Raw genomic sequence first — 15,463 nt, forward strand, 5'->3', positions numbered from 1 at the left:
GTCCGTCCGTGACCCAGCAGTTGGTCCACCGGCCCGCGCGCAGCACCCGCCCGCTCGGGGCGGCCGAACCCCGCACGATCGAGCCGCCGCCGAACCTCCCGGAGGGCAAGGCGGGCTCGGCGGCGACGGCGTTGCTGCCGATGGCGGGCGTCATGGGCTCCGTCGTCATGATGACCGTGATCCGCAGCAGCCAGTTCGCGGCGCTCGGCGCGGTCGTGCTGGTCTTCGCGCTGCTCGGCGCGGTGGCCCTGTTCCTGTCGCAGCGCGGCAAGGCGCAGCGCACCCGGCGTACGCAGCGGGAGCGGTATCTGGAGTATCTGGAGGAGCTGCGCGAGGAGTTGGGCGCGAAGGAGCGCGAGCGGCGGACGCTGGCGCGGATGCTCAATCCGCCGCCGGAGGCCCTCTACGACCTCGTACGTGACCCGGCGCGACTGTGGGAGCGCCGGCGGCGGGACCCGGACTTCCTGCGGGTGCGGGTCGGCACCGGCGACGTGCCGGTGGCGGACCTCGCCATCGGGCAGAACCAGGGCGGTGTGATGACGCCGCCGGACCCGTTCATGCTGAACGAGGCGCGAGCTCTGCTGGCCCGCTACTCGGTGGCCAACGACTGCCCGATCACCGTGCCCCTGGACCGCGCGGGCAACGTCAGTGTCGTCGGCGACCGGGAGGGTGTGCTGCGGGTGGCGCGGGCCCTTCTCGTCCAGGTCGCCGTGACGCACGCCCCGGACGACGTGGCCGTGGCGCTCGGGGTGCCCGGGGAGCGGCTGCCGGACTGGGAGTGGGCGAAGTGGCTGCCGCATGTGCTGGACGGCCAGGAGCACGACGGGCCCGTGGCCGCCCGGCGGATCGCGCCGAGCCTGCCGCAGCTGGCCCGGCACTTCCGCCATGAGCTGGGGCGGCGTGCCTCGTACGCGGCGGAGGTGCGGCGGGGACTGGCCGACCGGGGCGCCCTGCGGCTGGCGTCACGCATGCTGGTGGTGAGCGACGAGTACGGCGAGACGGCCACCGAACTGCCGCTGCCCGACACGGCGGTGGGGCTCGGCGACATGGGTGTCACCGTGCTGCACCTGCTGGAGCGGCAGGTGCACGAGCCGGACCAGGTGTCGGTGCGGATCACCGTCCGGGGCGACCAGGTCGTCGTCGAGGACCTCCGGGAGGGCCACGCGGTCGCGCAGGGTGGCTCCGACGACGTGACCACCGCCGGGGCGGAGGGCCTCGCCCGGCTGCTCGCGCCGCTGAGGCTGTCGGCCGAGTCGGCGGCCGAGGGCACGCCGGTCACCGGGCCCGTCGACTTCCCCGTACTGCTGGGCGTGGACGACCCGGCCGTGCTGGACCTGGACCGGCTGTGGGCGCCGCGCGGCGAGCGGGAGTTCCTTCGGGTGCCCATCGGCCTGACCGACCGGCATGAGCCGGTGCTGCTGGACCTGAAGGAGTCCTCCGAGCTGGGCATGGGCCCGCACGGGCTGTGCGTGGGCGCGACCGGGTCCGGCAAGAGCGAGCTGCTGCGCACCCTGGTGCTGGCGCTCGCCGCCACCCATCCCCCCGAGGACCTCGCGCTCGTCCTGGTCGACTACAAGGGCGGCGCGACCTTCGCCCCGTTCACCGGACTCCCGCACGTGGCCGGAGTGATCACCAACCTGGAGAACCAGGCCGGGCTCGTCGAGCGGGTGCACTCCAGCCTCGCCGGCGAGGTCAAACGGCGCCAGCAGGTGCTGAAGGACGCGGGGAACGTCGCCGACATCGGGCACTACGCCGCCCTGCGCGCGAGCAGCCGCCCGGACCTCGAACCACTGCCGCACCTCTTCGTCGTGATCGACGAGTTCGGCGAACTCCTCACCGCAAAGCCGGACTTCATCGACCTGTTCCTCTCCATAGGCCGCATCGGACGCTCCATCGGCGTCCATCTGCTGCTGTCCAGCCAGCGCATCGAGGGCGGCAAGCTCAAGGGCCTGGACACCTATCTGTCGTACCGGCTGGGCCTCAGGACCTTCTCCGCCGACGAGTCGCGGACCGTGCTCGACACCACCGACGCCTTCCATCTGCCGCCGCTGCCGGGCTTCGGCTACCTCAAGGTGGACACCTCGACGTACGAGCGGTTCAAGGCGGGCTATGTGTCCGGCGCGTACCGGGGGCCGGCACGCGCCGCGCAGGACGACGACGACACGCCGCTCGTATGGCCGTACCCGACGTACAACACGCCGGGCGGCGCGCCCGCGCAGGGCGCCGCCCCGGAGGTGGCCAAGGCGACCAAGCGGGAGACCGGGCCGACGGTGATGTCGGTGATGGTCGACCGGCTCGCCGGGGCCGCGCGGCCGGTGCGCCGGATCTGGCTGCCGCCGCTGCCGGACGCGATCACGCTGGACGCGGCGGCCGGGCCCGTGCAGGTGGACGAGCGCGGGCTGCAACTCGCCGCTCGCCAGGGGCCGTTGCGGATTCCGCTCGGAGTGCTGGACGACCCGGCGAAGCAGTGGCAGGGCCACTGGGTGCTCGATCTGACGGTCGCGGGCGGACACGTGGCGGTGATCGGCGGCCCGCAGTCCGGCAAGACGACGCTGCTGCGGACCCTCGCGCTGTCGCTGGCGACGACCCACACGCCCGCCGAGGTCGCCCTCTACGGCCTTGATCTGGTCGGCGGCGGTCTGTCCGCCCTGGCCGGGCTGCCGCACGTCGGCGGGATCGCCGGGCGGGCCGACCGGGAGCGGGCGGCGCGGACGGTCGCCGAGGTGCGGACGATGCTGATCGAGCGCGAGGAGCTGTTCCGCGAGCACGGCATCGACTCCGTCGACCAGCTGCGCCGCCTCCGCGCGCAGGGCAGGCTCCGGGAACTGGGCTCCACCGACATCGTGCTGCTCATCGACGGGTTCGGCGCGCTGCGCGACGAGTTCGCCGAGTTGGACGACACGGTCGTGGACCTGCTGAAGCGGGGCGGCGGCTACGGCATCCACGTCGTCGGCGGCATGCTCCGCTGGAACGACGTGCGGATCGCGACGCAGTCCATGTTCGGCACCCGGATCGAGCTGCGGCTCAACGACCCGAGCGATTCGAGCGTCGACCGCAAGCTCTCCCAGACCCTGTCGCCCGACACCCCGGGGCGCGCCCTCACCGACGGCAAGCTGTTCGCGCAGGTAGCGCTGCCGCGCCTGGACGGACGGCCGTCGACGGGCGACCTCGGTCCGGCGCTGGAGGACGCGACCCGTACGATCCGCTCCACCTGGCACGGTGAACTGGCGCCGCCCGTAAGGGTGTTGCCGACCCGGCTGCACGCCGGCCGGCTGCCGTCGCCGGTCGCCGAGCCGGGTCGCGTCCCGATCGGCGTCGACCAGGACGCCCTCGCCCCCGTCCTCCTCGACCTCTTCGGCTCCGACCAGCATCTGCTGGTCCTCGGGGACAACGAGTGCGGCAAGACGAACCTGCTGAAGCTGATCGTGGACCGGCTGGTGGAGCGGTACTCCGAGGAGGAGCTGGTCTTCGGTGTGTTCGATCCCCGGCGCGGGCTGCGGGGTGTGGTCCCGGAGCCCTACCGGGGTGGTTACGCGCACAACGCGAAGCTCGCCGTCGGGCTGGCGTCGGGCATCGCGACCGAGCTGGAGAAGCGGATGCCGGAGACCGCCGACCCGGACGCGATGGCCGACGAGCCCGCCTTCCAGGGGCCGCGGATCGTGATCCTGGTCGACGACTACGACATCCTCACGACCGCCGGACAGCAGCCGCTGGCACCGTTCCTGCCGTATGTGTCGTCGGCGCAGGACATCGGCCTGCACTTCGTGATCACCCGGCGGACGGCGGGCGCCTCTCGGGCCCTCTACGAGCCGCTGCTCCAGACGCTCCGCGAGACGGGGACGGCCGCCCTGCTCATGACCGGCGAGCGCAGTGAGGGCCAGCTCTTCCCCGGCCTGTACCCGTCCGCGCAGCCGCCCGGCCGGGGCACCCTGGTCCGCCGGGGCCGCGCCCACCAGCTGATCCAGACCGCGCTGTCCGGCGAGGAGGCCGACCCCCGGTGACGGCTCAGCCGGAACGGCGCACAGCCATGCCCGCCGAGCGGGGACCGCACATGCCCGGCCCCGCCCGGCGGGACCAGGCACCCCCGTGGGCGGCCGGGCCGGGACGACCCACGCCCACGACCGCCCGACCGGGACGCCCCACCGACCGCGACCAGCCGACCGGGACGCCTTCCCGGCGGTGCCCGCGCGGCCGGAATCACACCCGCCGGCGAGCACCCGTCCCGGATCACACCTGCCCGTGCCCGCCCCGTCAGGACGGACCCTGATGACCACCGACAAGGACGACCTCACGTGACCAAGGACGTCATCGCTCTCACCCCGACGATGCCCAACGTGTGGGCGCTCATGGCGAGTCTGTACGCCGGCGGCTCCGACCTGGACCTGTCGGCGGCGGCCGACGGAGCGGTCGTCCAGCTGCACGGCCCCGGCGGGCGCCCCCTGGTGTCCGTGGAGTCACCGCTGCTGGTGCAGGTGCCGGGCGAGGCGGAGCGGCTGCTCGGGCAGAGCGCCGAGGCCCCGTACTGGTGGACGGAGGCACGGGCCTCCACGGCCGTACCGGAGGCGGAGAGACTGGCCGGGGTGGTGTGCGGCCGGCTCAACGCGCTGCTGGGCGGCACCACATGGCCGGCCGGGGCCGCGAGCACGGAGGCCGTCGATGTGTCCGCCGTGCCGTCGGCGGGGGCCGGGCAGCCCGCCGTGGACGTCGTCACGGAGAACGCGGCGGTCGTCCTCATCGACCGCCCGGTGGTCGCCGTGACCAGCTGGCTCGCCGAGATCATGCGCACGGCCGTCGCCTCCCGGCGGTCCCTCCAGATCGTCACCCCGCCCGAGGTCCGCCTGAGCGCCCCCGCCCGGACGACGCTCGCCCGTGTCCCCAACCGGTGGGTCGTGCAGGACCCGGAGTGCGGCTACTACGACGGCCTGTCGGGGGCGGTGCTGCGCTGGCAGGACGGGGCGTTCTCGCCCGCGCTGTCGCAGGGCGGCACGGCCACGGTGGCCGCCGCGTTCACGCGGCCCGCGGACGGGGCGCCGGGCCGCCGGCTGATCGTCGCGATCCGTACGGCGCACCGGCCCGACGAGCGGCTTCTGCTGGGCGGTGCGCTGGAGACCGCCTGGGAGGCCCTGACCGGCTCGGTCCCCGGCGGCTGGGGGACGGCGGAGCCCGTGAACCTGCCCTGGTCACCACGGCAGTTGACGGACCTGGCCCGTGAGCGGATGCCCGAACCGTCGCAGTTGATCGTGGTGGGCCGTCCCGAGCGCCCGGCCATCGCAACCGTGCGGGTGACCCGGACGACGAAGGGCGTGGAGGAGGACATGGTCCTGACCGTCGGCTACGCGGACGGCGAGGAGCTGCCCCTGGACCGGGTGCGGGCCCTGGCGGAGGAGCTGGTCACGAATCACTCCCTGGTGACCATGCTGACCTCCGTGCAGGCAGCCCCCGCCGACCTCACCACCGCGCCCCGTCTGGAGGGGCCGCCGATCCCGGCCGCCTTCACCCTGGGCCCGGACGACGTGCGGGCCATCGGCCTCGACCACGCCCGACGGCCGCCGCTCGACCTCCGCCCGACGGGCCTCGGCCCGACATCCCGCCCGGCGCTGCACTACCCCCTCGGCGACGGGGAGGACCCGGCGGCCTGGGGACGGCTCCAGCAGCTCACCACCCATCTCCAAAGCGATCGTTCCCAGCCAACCGCCCCTGTTCAGCGGCGGTGACTCGCGTCATGTACACAATGACCAATACGAGCAGTACGAGCTCTGACGGGTGAGGGATTTACCGGCCTGACCTGGGTCCCTAACCTCCCGGCAACAGCTGCCAGCAGGCACGCGCCAGGAGGAGAACCATGGCCAGATCCAGCCACTTCGGCACCGGACACATCGCCGTCACCGACACGGCACCCACGTACCGGCGTCCCGTCCGGCGCCCCTTGGCGGCCGCGGTCGCCGCGACCCTCGCGCTCGGCACCCTGGCCGCCTGCGGCGGCGGGGAGACCGACGCGCCGAAGGTCGCGGAGAACAAGATCTCCGCGGGCAAGGTGCCGGACTACTACCCGGCGGACTACTCCGACCTGATCGAGGCGGCGAAGAAGGAGGGCGGCAAACTCACCGTCTACTCGAACCTCGGCGACGAGAACATGGCGCCGATCGTCCGGGACTTCAAGAAGAAGTACGGCTTCATCAAGACCGTCTCCGTCAACGAACTCGACAGCGACGAGCTGTTCCAGAAGACCCTCTCCGAGAACGCGGCCGGGTCCTCCCCGGCGGACGTGCTGATCTCCAGCGCGGCGACCGCGTGGGCGGACTTCTCCGCCCGCAAGGACACGGTCCTGGAGTACGAGTCGCCGGAGCTGAAGGAGCTGGGCGACAGCGCGCAACTGCTGCCGAGCGTGTACTCGATGTCGCAGGACCCGATGACGATCGCGTACAACACCTCGCTGATGGAGAAGCCGCCGACCACCCTGACGGACTTCGCGGACATGGTCACGTCCGACGAGGACACCTTCAAGAACAAGGTCACGGTCCGCGACCCGGAGGGCTCGTTCGGCTTCACCGTCACGCGGGCGCTCACCGAGGGCAACCCGGAGGCGTGGGACGACCTGAAGCGGATCCTCCCGCTGACCCGCCCGGAGACCTCCTCCGGCACCCAGCTGGAGAAGATCGTCTCCGGTGAGTACTCGGCCGGTTTCCTGATCAGCGCCTCCCCCGCCTACCCGGTGGTCGAGGACAGCGCCGGCCTGGTGAAGATCGTCTTCCCGAAGGACGGCACGGTGGTGCTGCCGCGCGGTATCGGCATCGCCGCCGAGGCCCCGCACCCGGCGACCTCGAAGCTCTTCCTGGACTTCGCCCTCTCCGACGAGGGCCAGCGCGCGGTCGCCGAGGGCGGTCTGGCCTCCTACCGCGAGGGCGTGAAGGGCGAGGGCCTGCACACCTACCAGGAGGTCGTCGACGCGGTCGGCGAGGAGAACATCATCCACGTCAAGTACGAGCAGGTCGCCAAGGACGACGCCGCGGCCTGGCTGGAGCGCTTCGACGGACTCCGCAAGTAGGCAGTGATCAGGGACGATCGGAGTCAGAGCAGATGTCAACCCTCACCCAGCCATCCCGGACACCGGCCGGCGCGTCACCCGCGGAGAAGTTCGAACCGCCCCGCTACCGCCGCCCGCTCGGCATCGGACGGGACACGGTGGTCCAGTACGCGGTCCTGGCGTTCCTCGCCGTGCTGGTGCTGGCCCCGATCGTCCCGACCCTCTACCAGAGCATCCGCAACCGCCCGCTCTACGAGGCGGGCGGCGCCTTCACCCTCAGCGGCTACACCGATCTGTTCACCAAGGCCGGCTTCGGTGAAGTCGCCCTGAACACGCTGCTGTTCGCCTCGCTGACCACGGTCCTGAGCCTCGCCATCGCCATCCCCATGGCGATCGTGGTGGTCCGTACGAAGCTGCCGGGCGGCCGGCTGATCGCCCTGGCGATGCAGTGGCCGTTCTTCATCTCGTCGCTGATCCTGGGTTTCGGCTGGATCATCATGTACGGCCCGGCCGGGTTCGTCAGCGTCAAGGTCCAGCAGGTCTTCGGCTCCGTGCCGTGGAACCTGTACTCGATCCCCGGCATGGCGCTCACCGAGGCCGTGGCGCTCGCGCCGATCGCTTACGTCTTCTGCGCCAACGCCCTCCGCCAGTCGGACGCTTCGCTGGAGTCGGCCGCCCAGGTCTGCGGGGCGGGCCCCTTCCGCATCCTCGCGCAGGTGATCGTCCCGCTGCTGCGGCCCCCGATCGTCTACAGCGCGATCCTGGTCTTCTCCGTCTCCATCGAGACGCTGAGCGTTCCGCTGCTGTACGGCCAGCCGGTCGACATCGACGTGTTCTCGACGTTCCTCTACCACAACGGGCTTCAGTCGGTGGACCCCGACTACACGATGCTCGGCGCCGCCTCCACGGTGATCCTCGTCGTCACCCTGAGCCTGGTCGCCGTCCAGGCGAAACTGCTGAAGGACGCGGCCCGGTTCGTCTCCGTACGCGGCAAGGTCACCCGCCCGCGCAAGCTGGACCTGGGCTGGCTGAAGTGGGTGAGCATCGCGTGCATCTGGTTCTACGTGATCGTCGGCGCCCTGGTCCCCATCGCGGGCCTGGTGATGCGGTCCTTCACCCTCGTCTTCACGCCGCTCCAGTCGCCGTTCAGGACGGTGACGACGAAGAACTACGAGATCGTCTTCGACTCCGACAACTACGTGCAGTCGCTGTGGAACAGCCTGATCGTGGCCGGTGTCGGCTCGGTGGTCGTGTCCGCCCTCGCCGTGTTCGCGGTGATGGTGGCCCGGCGCTCGACCTTCCGCTGGGGCCGGGCGGTGGAGTACCTGGCCCTCATCCCGCAGTCGCTGCCCGGCATCATCATCGGTATCGGCTTCTTCTGGGCCTTCGCGCTCGCCCCGTTCGGCATGGGGTCCGCCCTCCAGGGCACGGTCTACGCCGTCGTCATCGCCTTCGGCATGCGGGCCCTGCCCAGCGCGTTCGGCTCGGTCGCCCCGGCGATCATGCAGATCGGCGGTGAGCTGGACAACGCGGCCCGGGTCTCCGGCGCCGACTGGCTGATGACCTTCTTCCGGGTCCTGCGGGCCCTGATCACCCCGGCCTTCGCCGGAGCCCTCGTGCTCACCTTCGTGATCATGCTCAAGGAGTACTCCCCGGCCGTCTTCCTCAGCTCGGCCGACAACAACATCCTCGGCACCACCATGCTCAGCCTGTGGACGCAGGGCAGGGCCGGGTCCGTCGCCGCACTGGCCACCCTCCAGATCGGCATCACCGCTGTCTTCGTCGCCCTGGCGGGACTGCTCATGAAGGGAAAGCACCATGCCTGAGGTGACCGTCAAGAACCTGGCGAAGACGTTCGGCGACAACTCCGTCCTGCGCGACGTCACCTTCACCATCAAGGACGGCGAGTTCTTCACGCTGCTCGGGGCGAGCGGCTGCGGCAAGTCGACGACGCTGAACTGCATAGCGGGTCTGGAGCAGCCGACGGAGGGCTCGATCGCGGTGGGCGGGAGGTCCTTCGTGGACGCGTCGGCCGGCGTGTTCCTCCCGCCCGAGGAGCGCAACCTGGGCATGGTCTTCCAGTCGTACGCGCTGTGGCCGCACATGACCATCGCGAAGAACCTGGCCCTCCCGCTCAACATCCGCAAGGTGCCCAAGGACAGACAGAAGACCCTCATCCACGACGCGCTGGACAAGGTGGGGCTGGCGGCGCTGGCGGGCCGCTACCCGCACCAGTTGTCGGGCGGCCAGCAGCAACGCGTGGCGCTGGCACGGGCGTTGGTGTACTCCCCGACGGTCCTGCTCCTCGACGAGCCCCTCTCCAACCTTGACGCCAAACTCCGCGAGCAGGCCCGCGCCTGGCTGAAGCGGCTCCAGGAGGAGCTGGGCATCACCACGGTCTACGTCACGCACGACCAGGACGAGGCCCTGGCGCTGAGCGACCGGATCGCCGTGATGGAGGGCGGCAACATGATCCAGATCGGCACGCCGCACGAGATCTACGAACGCCCGGCCGCGCCGGCGGTGGCGGCGTTCGTGGGCCGCTGCAACTTCCTCACCGGCAAGGTGGTCGGGCTGGACGGCAACCGGCACGGTGTGCGCCTCGACGCGAGCGGTGAGGTGGTGCGGGTCGACAGCGAACGCCGGGTCGCGGCAGGCGAGTCGGTCACGGTGGCGGTGCGCCCCGAACGGCTGGAAGTCGTGGCCTCCGCCGCGACCCCGGCCGGTGTGAACAGGCTCGACACCCAGGTCATCACCAGTTCCTACGTCGGATCCCGCTACGAGTACGACGTCCGCCTCGGCGACCAGGTCGTCCAGGTCCTCAGCGGCAACGGGGGCCTGTCGGGCGAGGTTGCCCTGGTCTTCGACCCGGCGCACGCGCTGCTGTACCCGGACAGGGTGGAGCTGTCGGCGGACGAGAAGGATCTGCTGACGGTCGCGTAGCCCTCCACCTCCCCTCCCCGGGGTCCCCGGGGGGCCGCCTCCCCCGGCCCCCCGGGGACCCTGCCCGCGTACCCCTCGTCAGGTGGTCAGGCGGAGGGTGACGGCGACCGTCGCGGGAGCATCGGCGGTCCGGGCGGGGACCGTGACGCGGGCGGTCGCCGTGCCAGAGGGGACGTCGTCGTCGGCGGCGTCCGTACGGCACACGACGGTGTACGTCCCCTCCAGGGGAGCCGCCATGGCGAAGCGGCCCTGGGCGTCGGTCAGGGCCGCGATGTCGGGCAGCGGGCCGGGGCCGTCCGCGAGGACGACACGCGCGCCGCCCGCGGGGGCCCCCGAGGCGTCGGTGACGACGCCTCGGATCACCCCTGCGGGCGCTTGGTGTGCGTTCATGCCTTCCAGGCCGTGAAGTTGTTGGCGACGGCGGTGGTGATACGGGTACCCGAGTTCACCCGGGTGCCGCCGTACGCGTGGACGGCGACCCCGTAGCGACCTCCATTGTAGAAGCGGTAGACCGCGCTGCCGCTCTGGCCGCCGTAGGTGTCGATGTCGTAGTACACCTTGCGCGGACCCACCGAGTCGATGCGCCGGGCGTCGTACCAGAGGGTGCCGTACGGCTTGTCCGCCGGGTAGCCGGCGATGTTGCCCGTGGTCTGCAGCAGTTCGCCGTCGGACCACGCGCCGTAGCCGAACCAGCCGGTGACGTTGCCGGCGTCGCTGGGCAGGATGATCGCCCCGTAGTCGTACTCGTGGCTACCGTTCAGCGTCCAGCCGGTCACCGAGCGGAAGCTCGTGCTGGTGTACGGGCCGTACGGGGCGGAGGCGCCGTTGCGGCCGGGCCACACCCTGATGCTGCGCACCCAGCCGTCGCGGCCGGGAACACCGCTGTTCTTGATGAAGACCACGTGCCCGGCGGTGGCGATGGTGTGCGGGCCGATGAACCAGCCGGTGCCCAGCCACGCCGAGCCGTCGGCGGCGGTGATCTCCAGGAAGCAGTGCACCCGCCACGGGTACACGCTCGTGTTGGTGATCTGGACCCGGTCGTCCGGCGGGTGGACCGTCTCCTGTTCGAGGAGCGGCCCGAACGACGCCTCCCCGATGTCCCGCACGACGCCGATGTCGTACGTGGCGACCTCCGGGGCCGCTTCCGGAGCCTCGGGCAGCCGGTAGCCCTCGACCGCCTCGATCCCCTCGCTGGTCGGACCCGCCGGGCTGCCCGCCTCCCCGGTGTCCGGTGCGGCGACCACCGGCTGTCCCGACGCCGGGACGAGCAGACCTTCCGGCTGGTTGGACACGGAGACGTGGTACTGAAGTTCCTGCGACATCTACGACTCACCATCCCTGTCTGGCGCATGTCTTGCTTTAAGCCCTTTAAAGGACTTGATGACCCTTCACGGGAAATATGCCAGCGAGCACCAGAGTGACGGGAGGGCGCGACTGACAGTGACGGAAGCGCGGGAGTACCCCCGGGAGACACGTTCCGCGCTTCGTATAACTTCACTAAGAGTGACGGGAGTTCAGGCGCTGCACCGGTGGGGCCGGCGGGCAGGCGTCCGCGACTCCGAGAACACCACCGGCCCGCGGCGCACCCTCTCCCCCATCGTCCGGGCGGAGTTCGTCTCGCACTCCGGGGATCGCCGCGCCCGAGTCAGGAACCCGAACCCGGCGCGACTGCGGCGCGCCGCAGGCAGAGTTGACCGATCTCCGCGGCGTTCTTCGTCAACTCCGCGTTCGCCCAGGCGACCAGGTGCGCCACCGTGTGCCGGGGGTGGCCAGGGGAACGACGCGGTCGTCCCCAGGTCAGGTCCGCATCAGTGAGGCGGTCCAGCGCCTCCAGCCAGTCCTCGCCGCGGGGATCGCAGCCACGCGACGGTCGGCCGTCCGCGCCCGGCCAGACGATGCCGCCCCTCTCGCGGGGGGCCCTGCCGTGGGCGTGGTCGGCGGCCACGCTCCACCACCAGCCGATGTACCACCTCAGCCGGGCGGCGGTCGGTACGGGTACGGGTACGGGGTCGGGTTCGGGCTCGGCGTCCGCCCGGTCCGGCGGCCAGCTCCTGTCGTCGGCCCGGCACATCGGCTGGTGGTGGAGCGTGGCGGGCTCCCACAGGAAGTCGTCGGGTTCGAGCCTCGGCAGGTGGTACTCGAACCGCGACCGGGTCAGGTCGAACGCCGGCGCAGCAGGTCGAGCGCGTTCCGCGGGCGGGATCAGGGCGGGAGACGGTCACCGGCCCCCGCACACAGCGGCGACGCCGTTGAGAATCGGGTTTCGGCGGCGCCGCCGGTCCCCGGGGTCTTCTCCGTCTTCCCGGGAACCGAACGGCGGCCCGCTTCAGCCGGCGTGCTTCACGAACCGTCGCGCCGTCTCCGACAGGAGCGCGTGGCCGTCCCCGGCCCACAGTTCGTCGTTGAACAGCTCGACCTCGATGGGGCCCGTGTAGCCCGCGGCCTCCACGTAGCCCTTCCACTCCCGCATGTCGATCGCGCCGTCGCCGATCTGGCCCCGGCCGGTGAGGACGCCCGCGGGGAGGGGGGTGATCCAGTCGGCGAGCTGGAACGTGTGGATGCGGCCGCCGGCGCCCGCGCGGGCGATCGCCGCGGGGGCCGTGTCGTCCCACCAGATGTGGTACGTGTCCACGGTCACGCCCACCTGGTCCGCCGGGAAGCGTTCCGCGATGTCCAGGGCCTGGGAGAGCGTCGACACCACACAGCGGTCCGAGGCGAACATGGGGTGGAGCGGCTCGATGGCGAGCCTCACCCCGTGCTCCGCCGCGTACGGGCCCAGTTCGGCGAGGGCGTCCGCGATGCGCTCCCGTGCCCCGTGGAGGTCCTTCGAACCCGCCGGGAGGCCGCCCGAGACCAGGACCAGGGTGTCCGTGCCGAGTGTCGCCGCCTCGTCGATCGCCCTGCGGTTGTCGGCCAGGGCCGCCGCCCGCTCGGCCGGGTCGATCGCTGTGAAGAAGCCGCCCCGGCAGAGGGTGGTGACCGTCAGGCCCGCGTCCCGGACCAGCTCGGCCGTCGCCTCCAGGCCGTGGGCTGCCACCGGCTCGCGCCACAGGCCCACGCCGGGGATGCCCAACTCCACGCAGTCGGCCACGAGTTCCGGCAGCGACAGCTGCTTCACCGTCATCTGGTTGATGCTGAAACGGGAGAGGTCCCCGCTCGCCGTCGCCCCGGTCGTCGTCCCCGCGCTCACTGGGTCACCCCGTACACCGACAGCAGGTTCCTCATCCGGGTCTCCGCCAGCGCCGGGTCCGGGAACAGGCCCAGCCCGTCGGCGAGTTCGTACGCCCGCGCGAAGTGCGGGAGGGAGCGGGCCGACTGGAGGCCGCCGACCATCGTGAAGTGCTCCTGGTGACCCGACAACCACGCCAGGAAGACCACGCCCGTCTTGTAGAAGCGGGTCGGGGTCTGGAAGAGGTGGCGGGAGAGTTCGACGGTCGGGTCCAGGAGCTCCCGGAAGCCCTTCACGTCGCCCGTGTCCAGGACGCGGACCGCCTCCGCCGCCAGGGGGCCCAGCGGGTCGAAGATGCCGAGGAGGGCGTGGCTGAAGCCCTTCTCGTCTCCCGCGATCAGCTCCGGGTAGTTGAAGTCGTCACCGGTGTAGCAGCGGACGCCCTGCGGGAGCCTGCGGCGGATGTCGATCTCGCGCTGGGCGTCCAGCAGGGACACCTTGATGCCGTCCACCTTGTCGGGATGGGCCGCGATGACGTCGAGGAAGGTGTCCGTGGCCGTGTCCAGGTCGGACGAGCCCCAGTAGCCCTCCAGCGCCGGGTCGAACATCGGGCCCAGCCAGTGCAGGACGACCGGCTCGGCGGCCTGGCGCAGCAGGTGGCCGTAGACCTCCAGGTAGTCCTCCGGGCCCTTCGCCGCGGCGGCCAGCGCCCGCGAGGCCATCAGGATCGCCTGGGCGCCCGACTCCTCGACGACCGCCAGCTGCTCCTCGTACGCCTTGCGGATCTCGTCCAGGGACGCCGGCGCGCTCAGCTGGTCGGTGCCGACGCCGCACGCGATACGGCCGCCGACCGCCCTGGCCTCCTTGGCGCTGCGGCGGATCAGCTCCGCCGCGCCCGCCCAGTCGAGGCCCATGCCGCGCTGGGCGGTGTCCATCGCCTCGGCGACGCCGAGCCCGTGCGACCACAGGTGGCGGCGGAAGGCGAGGGTCGCGTCCCAGTCGACGGCCGCGGGGGAATCCGGGGACACGTCGGCGAAGGGGTCGGCGACGACGTGCGCCGCCGAGAAGACCGTGCGGGAGGTGAAGGGGGCGCCGGTGCTCAGGGAGAGGGGCTCCTGGCGGGGGGTGTAGGTCTTCAACCCGCCCTTGCCGTCGGGGAGTCGGACGCTCACAGCTGGATCTCCGGTACGTCGAGACGGCGGCCCTCGGCCGAGGACTTCAGGCCAAGTTCGGCGAGCTGGACGCCGCGGGCGCCGGCCAGCAGGTCCCAGTGGTAGGGCGCGTCGGCGTACACGTGCTTGAGGAACAGCTCCCACTGCGCCTTGAAGCCGTTGTCGAACTCGGCGTTGTCGGGGACCTCCTGCCACTGGTCGCGGAAGGAGTAGGTGGCGGGGATGTCGGGATTCCACACGGGCTTCGGCGTGGCACTGCGGTGCTGGACGCGGCAGTTGCGCAGGCCCGCGACCGCCGAGCCCTCCGTGCCGTCGACCTGGAACTCCACCAGCTCGTCGCGGTTGACGCGCACGGCCCACGAGGAGTTGATCTGGGCGATCGCGCCGCCGTCCAGCTCGAAGATCCCGTACGCGGCGTCGTCGGCCGTGGCGTCGTACGGCTTGTCCTGCTCGTCCCAGCGCTGCGGGATGTGCGTGGCGGTGAGGGCCTGGACGGACCTCACCCGGCCGAACAGCTCGTGCAGGACGTACTCCCAGTGCGGGAACATGTCGACGACGATGCCGCCGCCGTCCTCCGCGCGGTAGTTCCAGGAGGGGCGCTGGGCCTCCTGCCAGTCGCCCTCGAAGACCCAGTAGCCGAACTCGCCGCGGATGGAGAGGATGCGGCCGAAGAAGCCGCCGTCGATGAGGCGCTTCAGCTTCAGCAGGCCCGGGAGGAACAGCTTGTCCTGGACGACGCCGTGCTTGATGCCGGCGGCGTGGGCGAGGCGGGCCAGCTCCAGGGCGCCCTCCAGGCCCGTGGCCGTGGGCTTCTCCGTGTAGATGTGCTTTCCGGCCGCGATCGCCTTCTTCAGCGCCTCCTCGCGGGCGGAGGTGACCTGGGCGTCGAAGTAGATGTCCACGGTGCCGTCGGCGAGGACGGCGTCCACGTCGGTGGACCAGTGCTCCAGGCCGTGCTGGTCGGCCATCGCCTTGAGCGCGTGCTCACGGCGGCCGACGAGGATCGGCTCGGGCCACAGGACGGTGCCGTCGCCGAGGTCGAGTCCGCCCTGCTCGCGGATGGCGAGGATGGAGCGCACGAGGTGCTGGCGGTACCCCATGCGCCCCGTCACGCCGTTCATGGCGATCCGTACGGTCTTGCGTGTCACAGCCGAT

The 15,463-nt window shown here is 71.6% G+C and carries 11 protein-coding genes; 5 read left to right on the forward strand and 6 right to left on the reverse strand.

All coding sequences use genetic code 11. From position 1 onward, the window contains the following. Nucleotides 1–8 precede the first annotated feature (8 nt). From eccCa to ACZ43N_RS16950, 5 genes are all read left to right on the forward strand, one after another. Nucleotides 9–4,001 (forward strand): type VII secretion protein EccCa, encoded by a 3,993-nt coding sequence (gene eccCa / locus ACZ43N_RS16930; protein ID WP_468098237.1) that lies wholly within the window; start codon nucleotides 9–11, stop codon nucleotides 3,999–4,001. A gap of 291 nt (nucleotides 4,002–4,292) precedes the next feature. Then, entirely contained in the window at nucleotides 4,293–5,714 is a 1,422-nt protein-coding gene (locus ACZ43N_RS16935; protein ID WP_468098239.1) for a DUF6177 family protein, read from the forward strand. 128 nt (nucleotides 5,715–5,842) lie between these two features. Then, nucleotides 5,843–7,045 carry an ABC transporter substrate-binding protein gene (locus tag ACZ43N_RS16940; RefSeq protein WP_468098240.1) on the forward strand — a complete coding sequence of 401 codons (1,203 nt, stop codon included), beginning with the start codon at nucleotides 5,843–5,845 and terminating at the stop codon, nucleotides 7,043–7,045. A 32-nt stretch (nucleotides 7,046–7,077) separates the two neighbouring features. After that, complete coding sequence (locus ACZ43N_RS16945; RefSeq protein ID WP_468098241.1) at nucleotides 7,078–8,850, forward strand: ABC transporter permease; 1,773 nt, start codon at nucleotides 7,078–7,080, stop codon at nucleotides 8,848–8,850. Beyond that, nucleotides 8,843–9,967 carry an ABC transporter ATP-binding protein gene (locus ACZ43N_RS16950; RefSeq protein ID WP_468098242.1) on the forward strand — a complete coding sequence of 375 codons (1,125 nt, stop codon included), beginning with the start codon at nucleotides 8,843–8,845 and terminating at the stop codon, nucleotides 9,965–9,967. The genes ACZ43N_RS16945 and ACZ43N_RS16950 overlap by 8 nt, the downstream gene beginning before the upstream one ends. 78 nt (nucleotides 9,968–10,045) lie before the next feature. On the opposite strand, the gene ACZ43N_RS16955 is transcribed toward ACZ43N_RS16950, so the two are convergent. The 6 genes from ACZ43N_RS16955 to ACZ43N_RS16980 all read right to left on the reverse strand — a co-directional run bounded on the left by ACZ43N_RS16955 (nucleotide 10,046) and on the right by ACZ43N_RS16980 (nucleotide 15,456). Beyond that, on the reverse strand, nucleotides 10,046–10,357 hold the full coding sequence (locus ACZ43N_RS16955) for a carboxypeptidase-like regulatory domain-containing protein (protein WP_468098244.1): 312 nt from the start codon (nucleotides 10,355–10,357) through the stop codon (nucleotides 10,046–10,048). Continuing rightward, nucleotides 10,354–11,289, reverse strand: coding sequence for a trypsin-like serine peptidase (locus ACZ43N_RS16960; RefSeq protein ID WP_468098246.1), 936 nt, complete (start codon nucleotides 11,287–11,289; stop codon nucleotides 10,354–10,356). Before ACZ43N_RS16960 ends, ACZ43N_RS16955 begins: the two co-directional genes overlap by 4 nt. Before the next feature lie 323 nt (nucleotides 11,290–11,612). Continuing rightward, the gene (locus ACZ43N_RS16965) at nucleotides 11,613–12,038 is read right to left on the reverse strand and encodes a DinB family protein (RefSeq protein ID WP_468098247.1); all 426 of its coding nucleotides are present in this window, start codon (nucleotides 12,036–12,038) and stop codon (nucleotides 11,613–11,615) included. Between the two features lie 255 nt (nucleotides 12,039–12,293). Next, nucleotides 12,294–13,091, reverse strand: a complete 798-nt coding sequence (locus tag ACZ43N_RS16970) for a sugar phosphate isomerase/epimerase family protein (protein ID WP_468098613.1) — start codon at nucleotides 13,089–13,091, stop codon at nucleotides 12,294–12,296. A gap of 62 nt (nucleotides 13,092–13,153) precedes the next feature. Continuing rightward, entirely contained in the window at nucleotides 13,154–14,308 is a 1,155-nt protein-coding gene (locus ACZ43N_RS16975; protein WP_468098248.1) for a dihydrodipicolinate synthase family protein, read from the reverse strand. After that, nucleotides 14,305–15,456, reverse strand: a complete 1,152-nt coding sequence (locus ACZ43N_RS16980) for a Gfo/Idh/MocA family protein (protein WP_468098249.1) — start codon at nucleotides 15,454–15,456, stop codon at nucleotides 14,305–14,307. Before ACZ43N_RS16980 ends, ACZ43N_RS16975 begins: the two co-directional genes overlap by 4 nt. Nucleotides 15,457–15,463 lie beyond the last annotated feature (7 nt).

Source organism: Streptomyces sp. NPDC030814 (assembly GCF_055572155.1).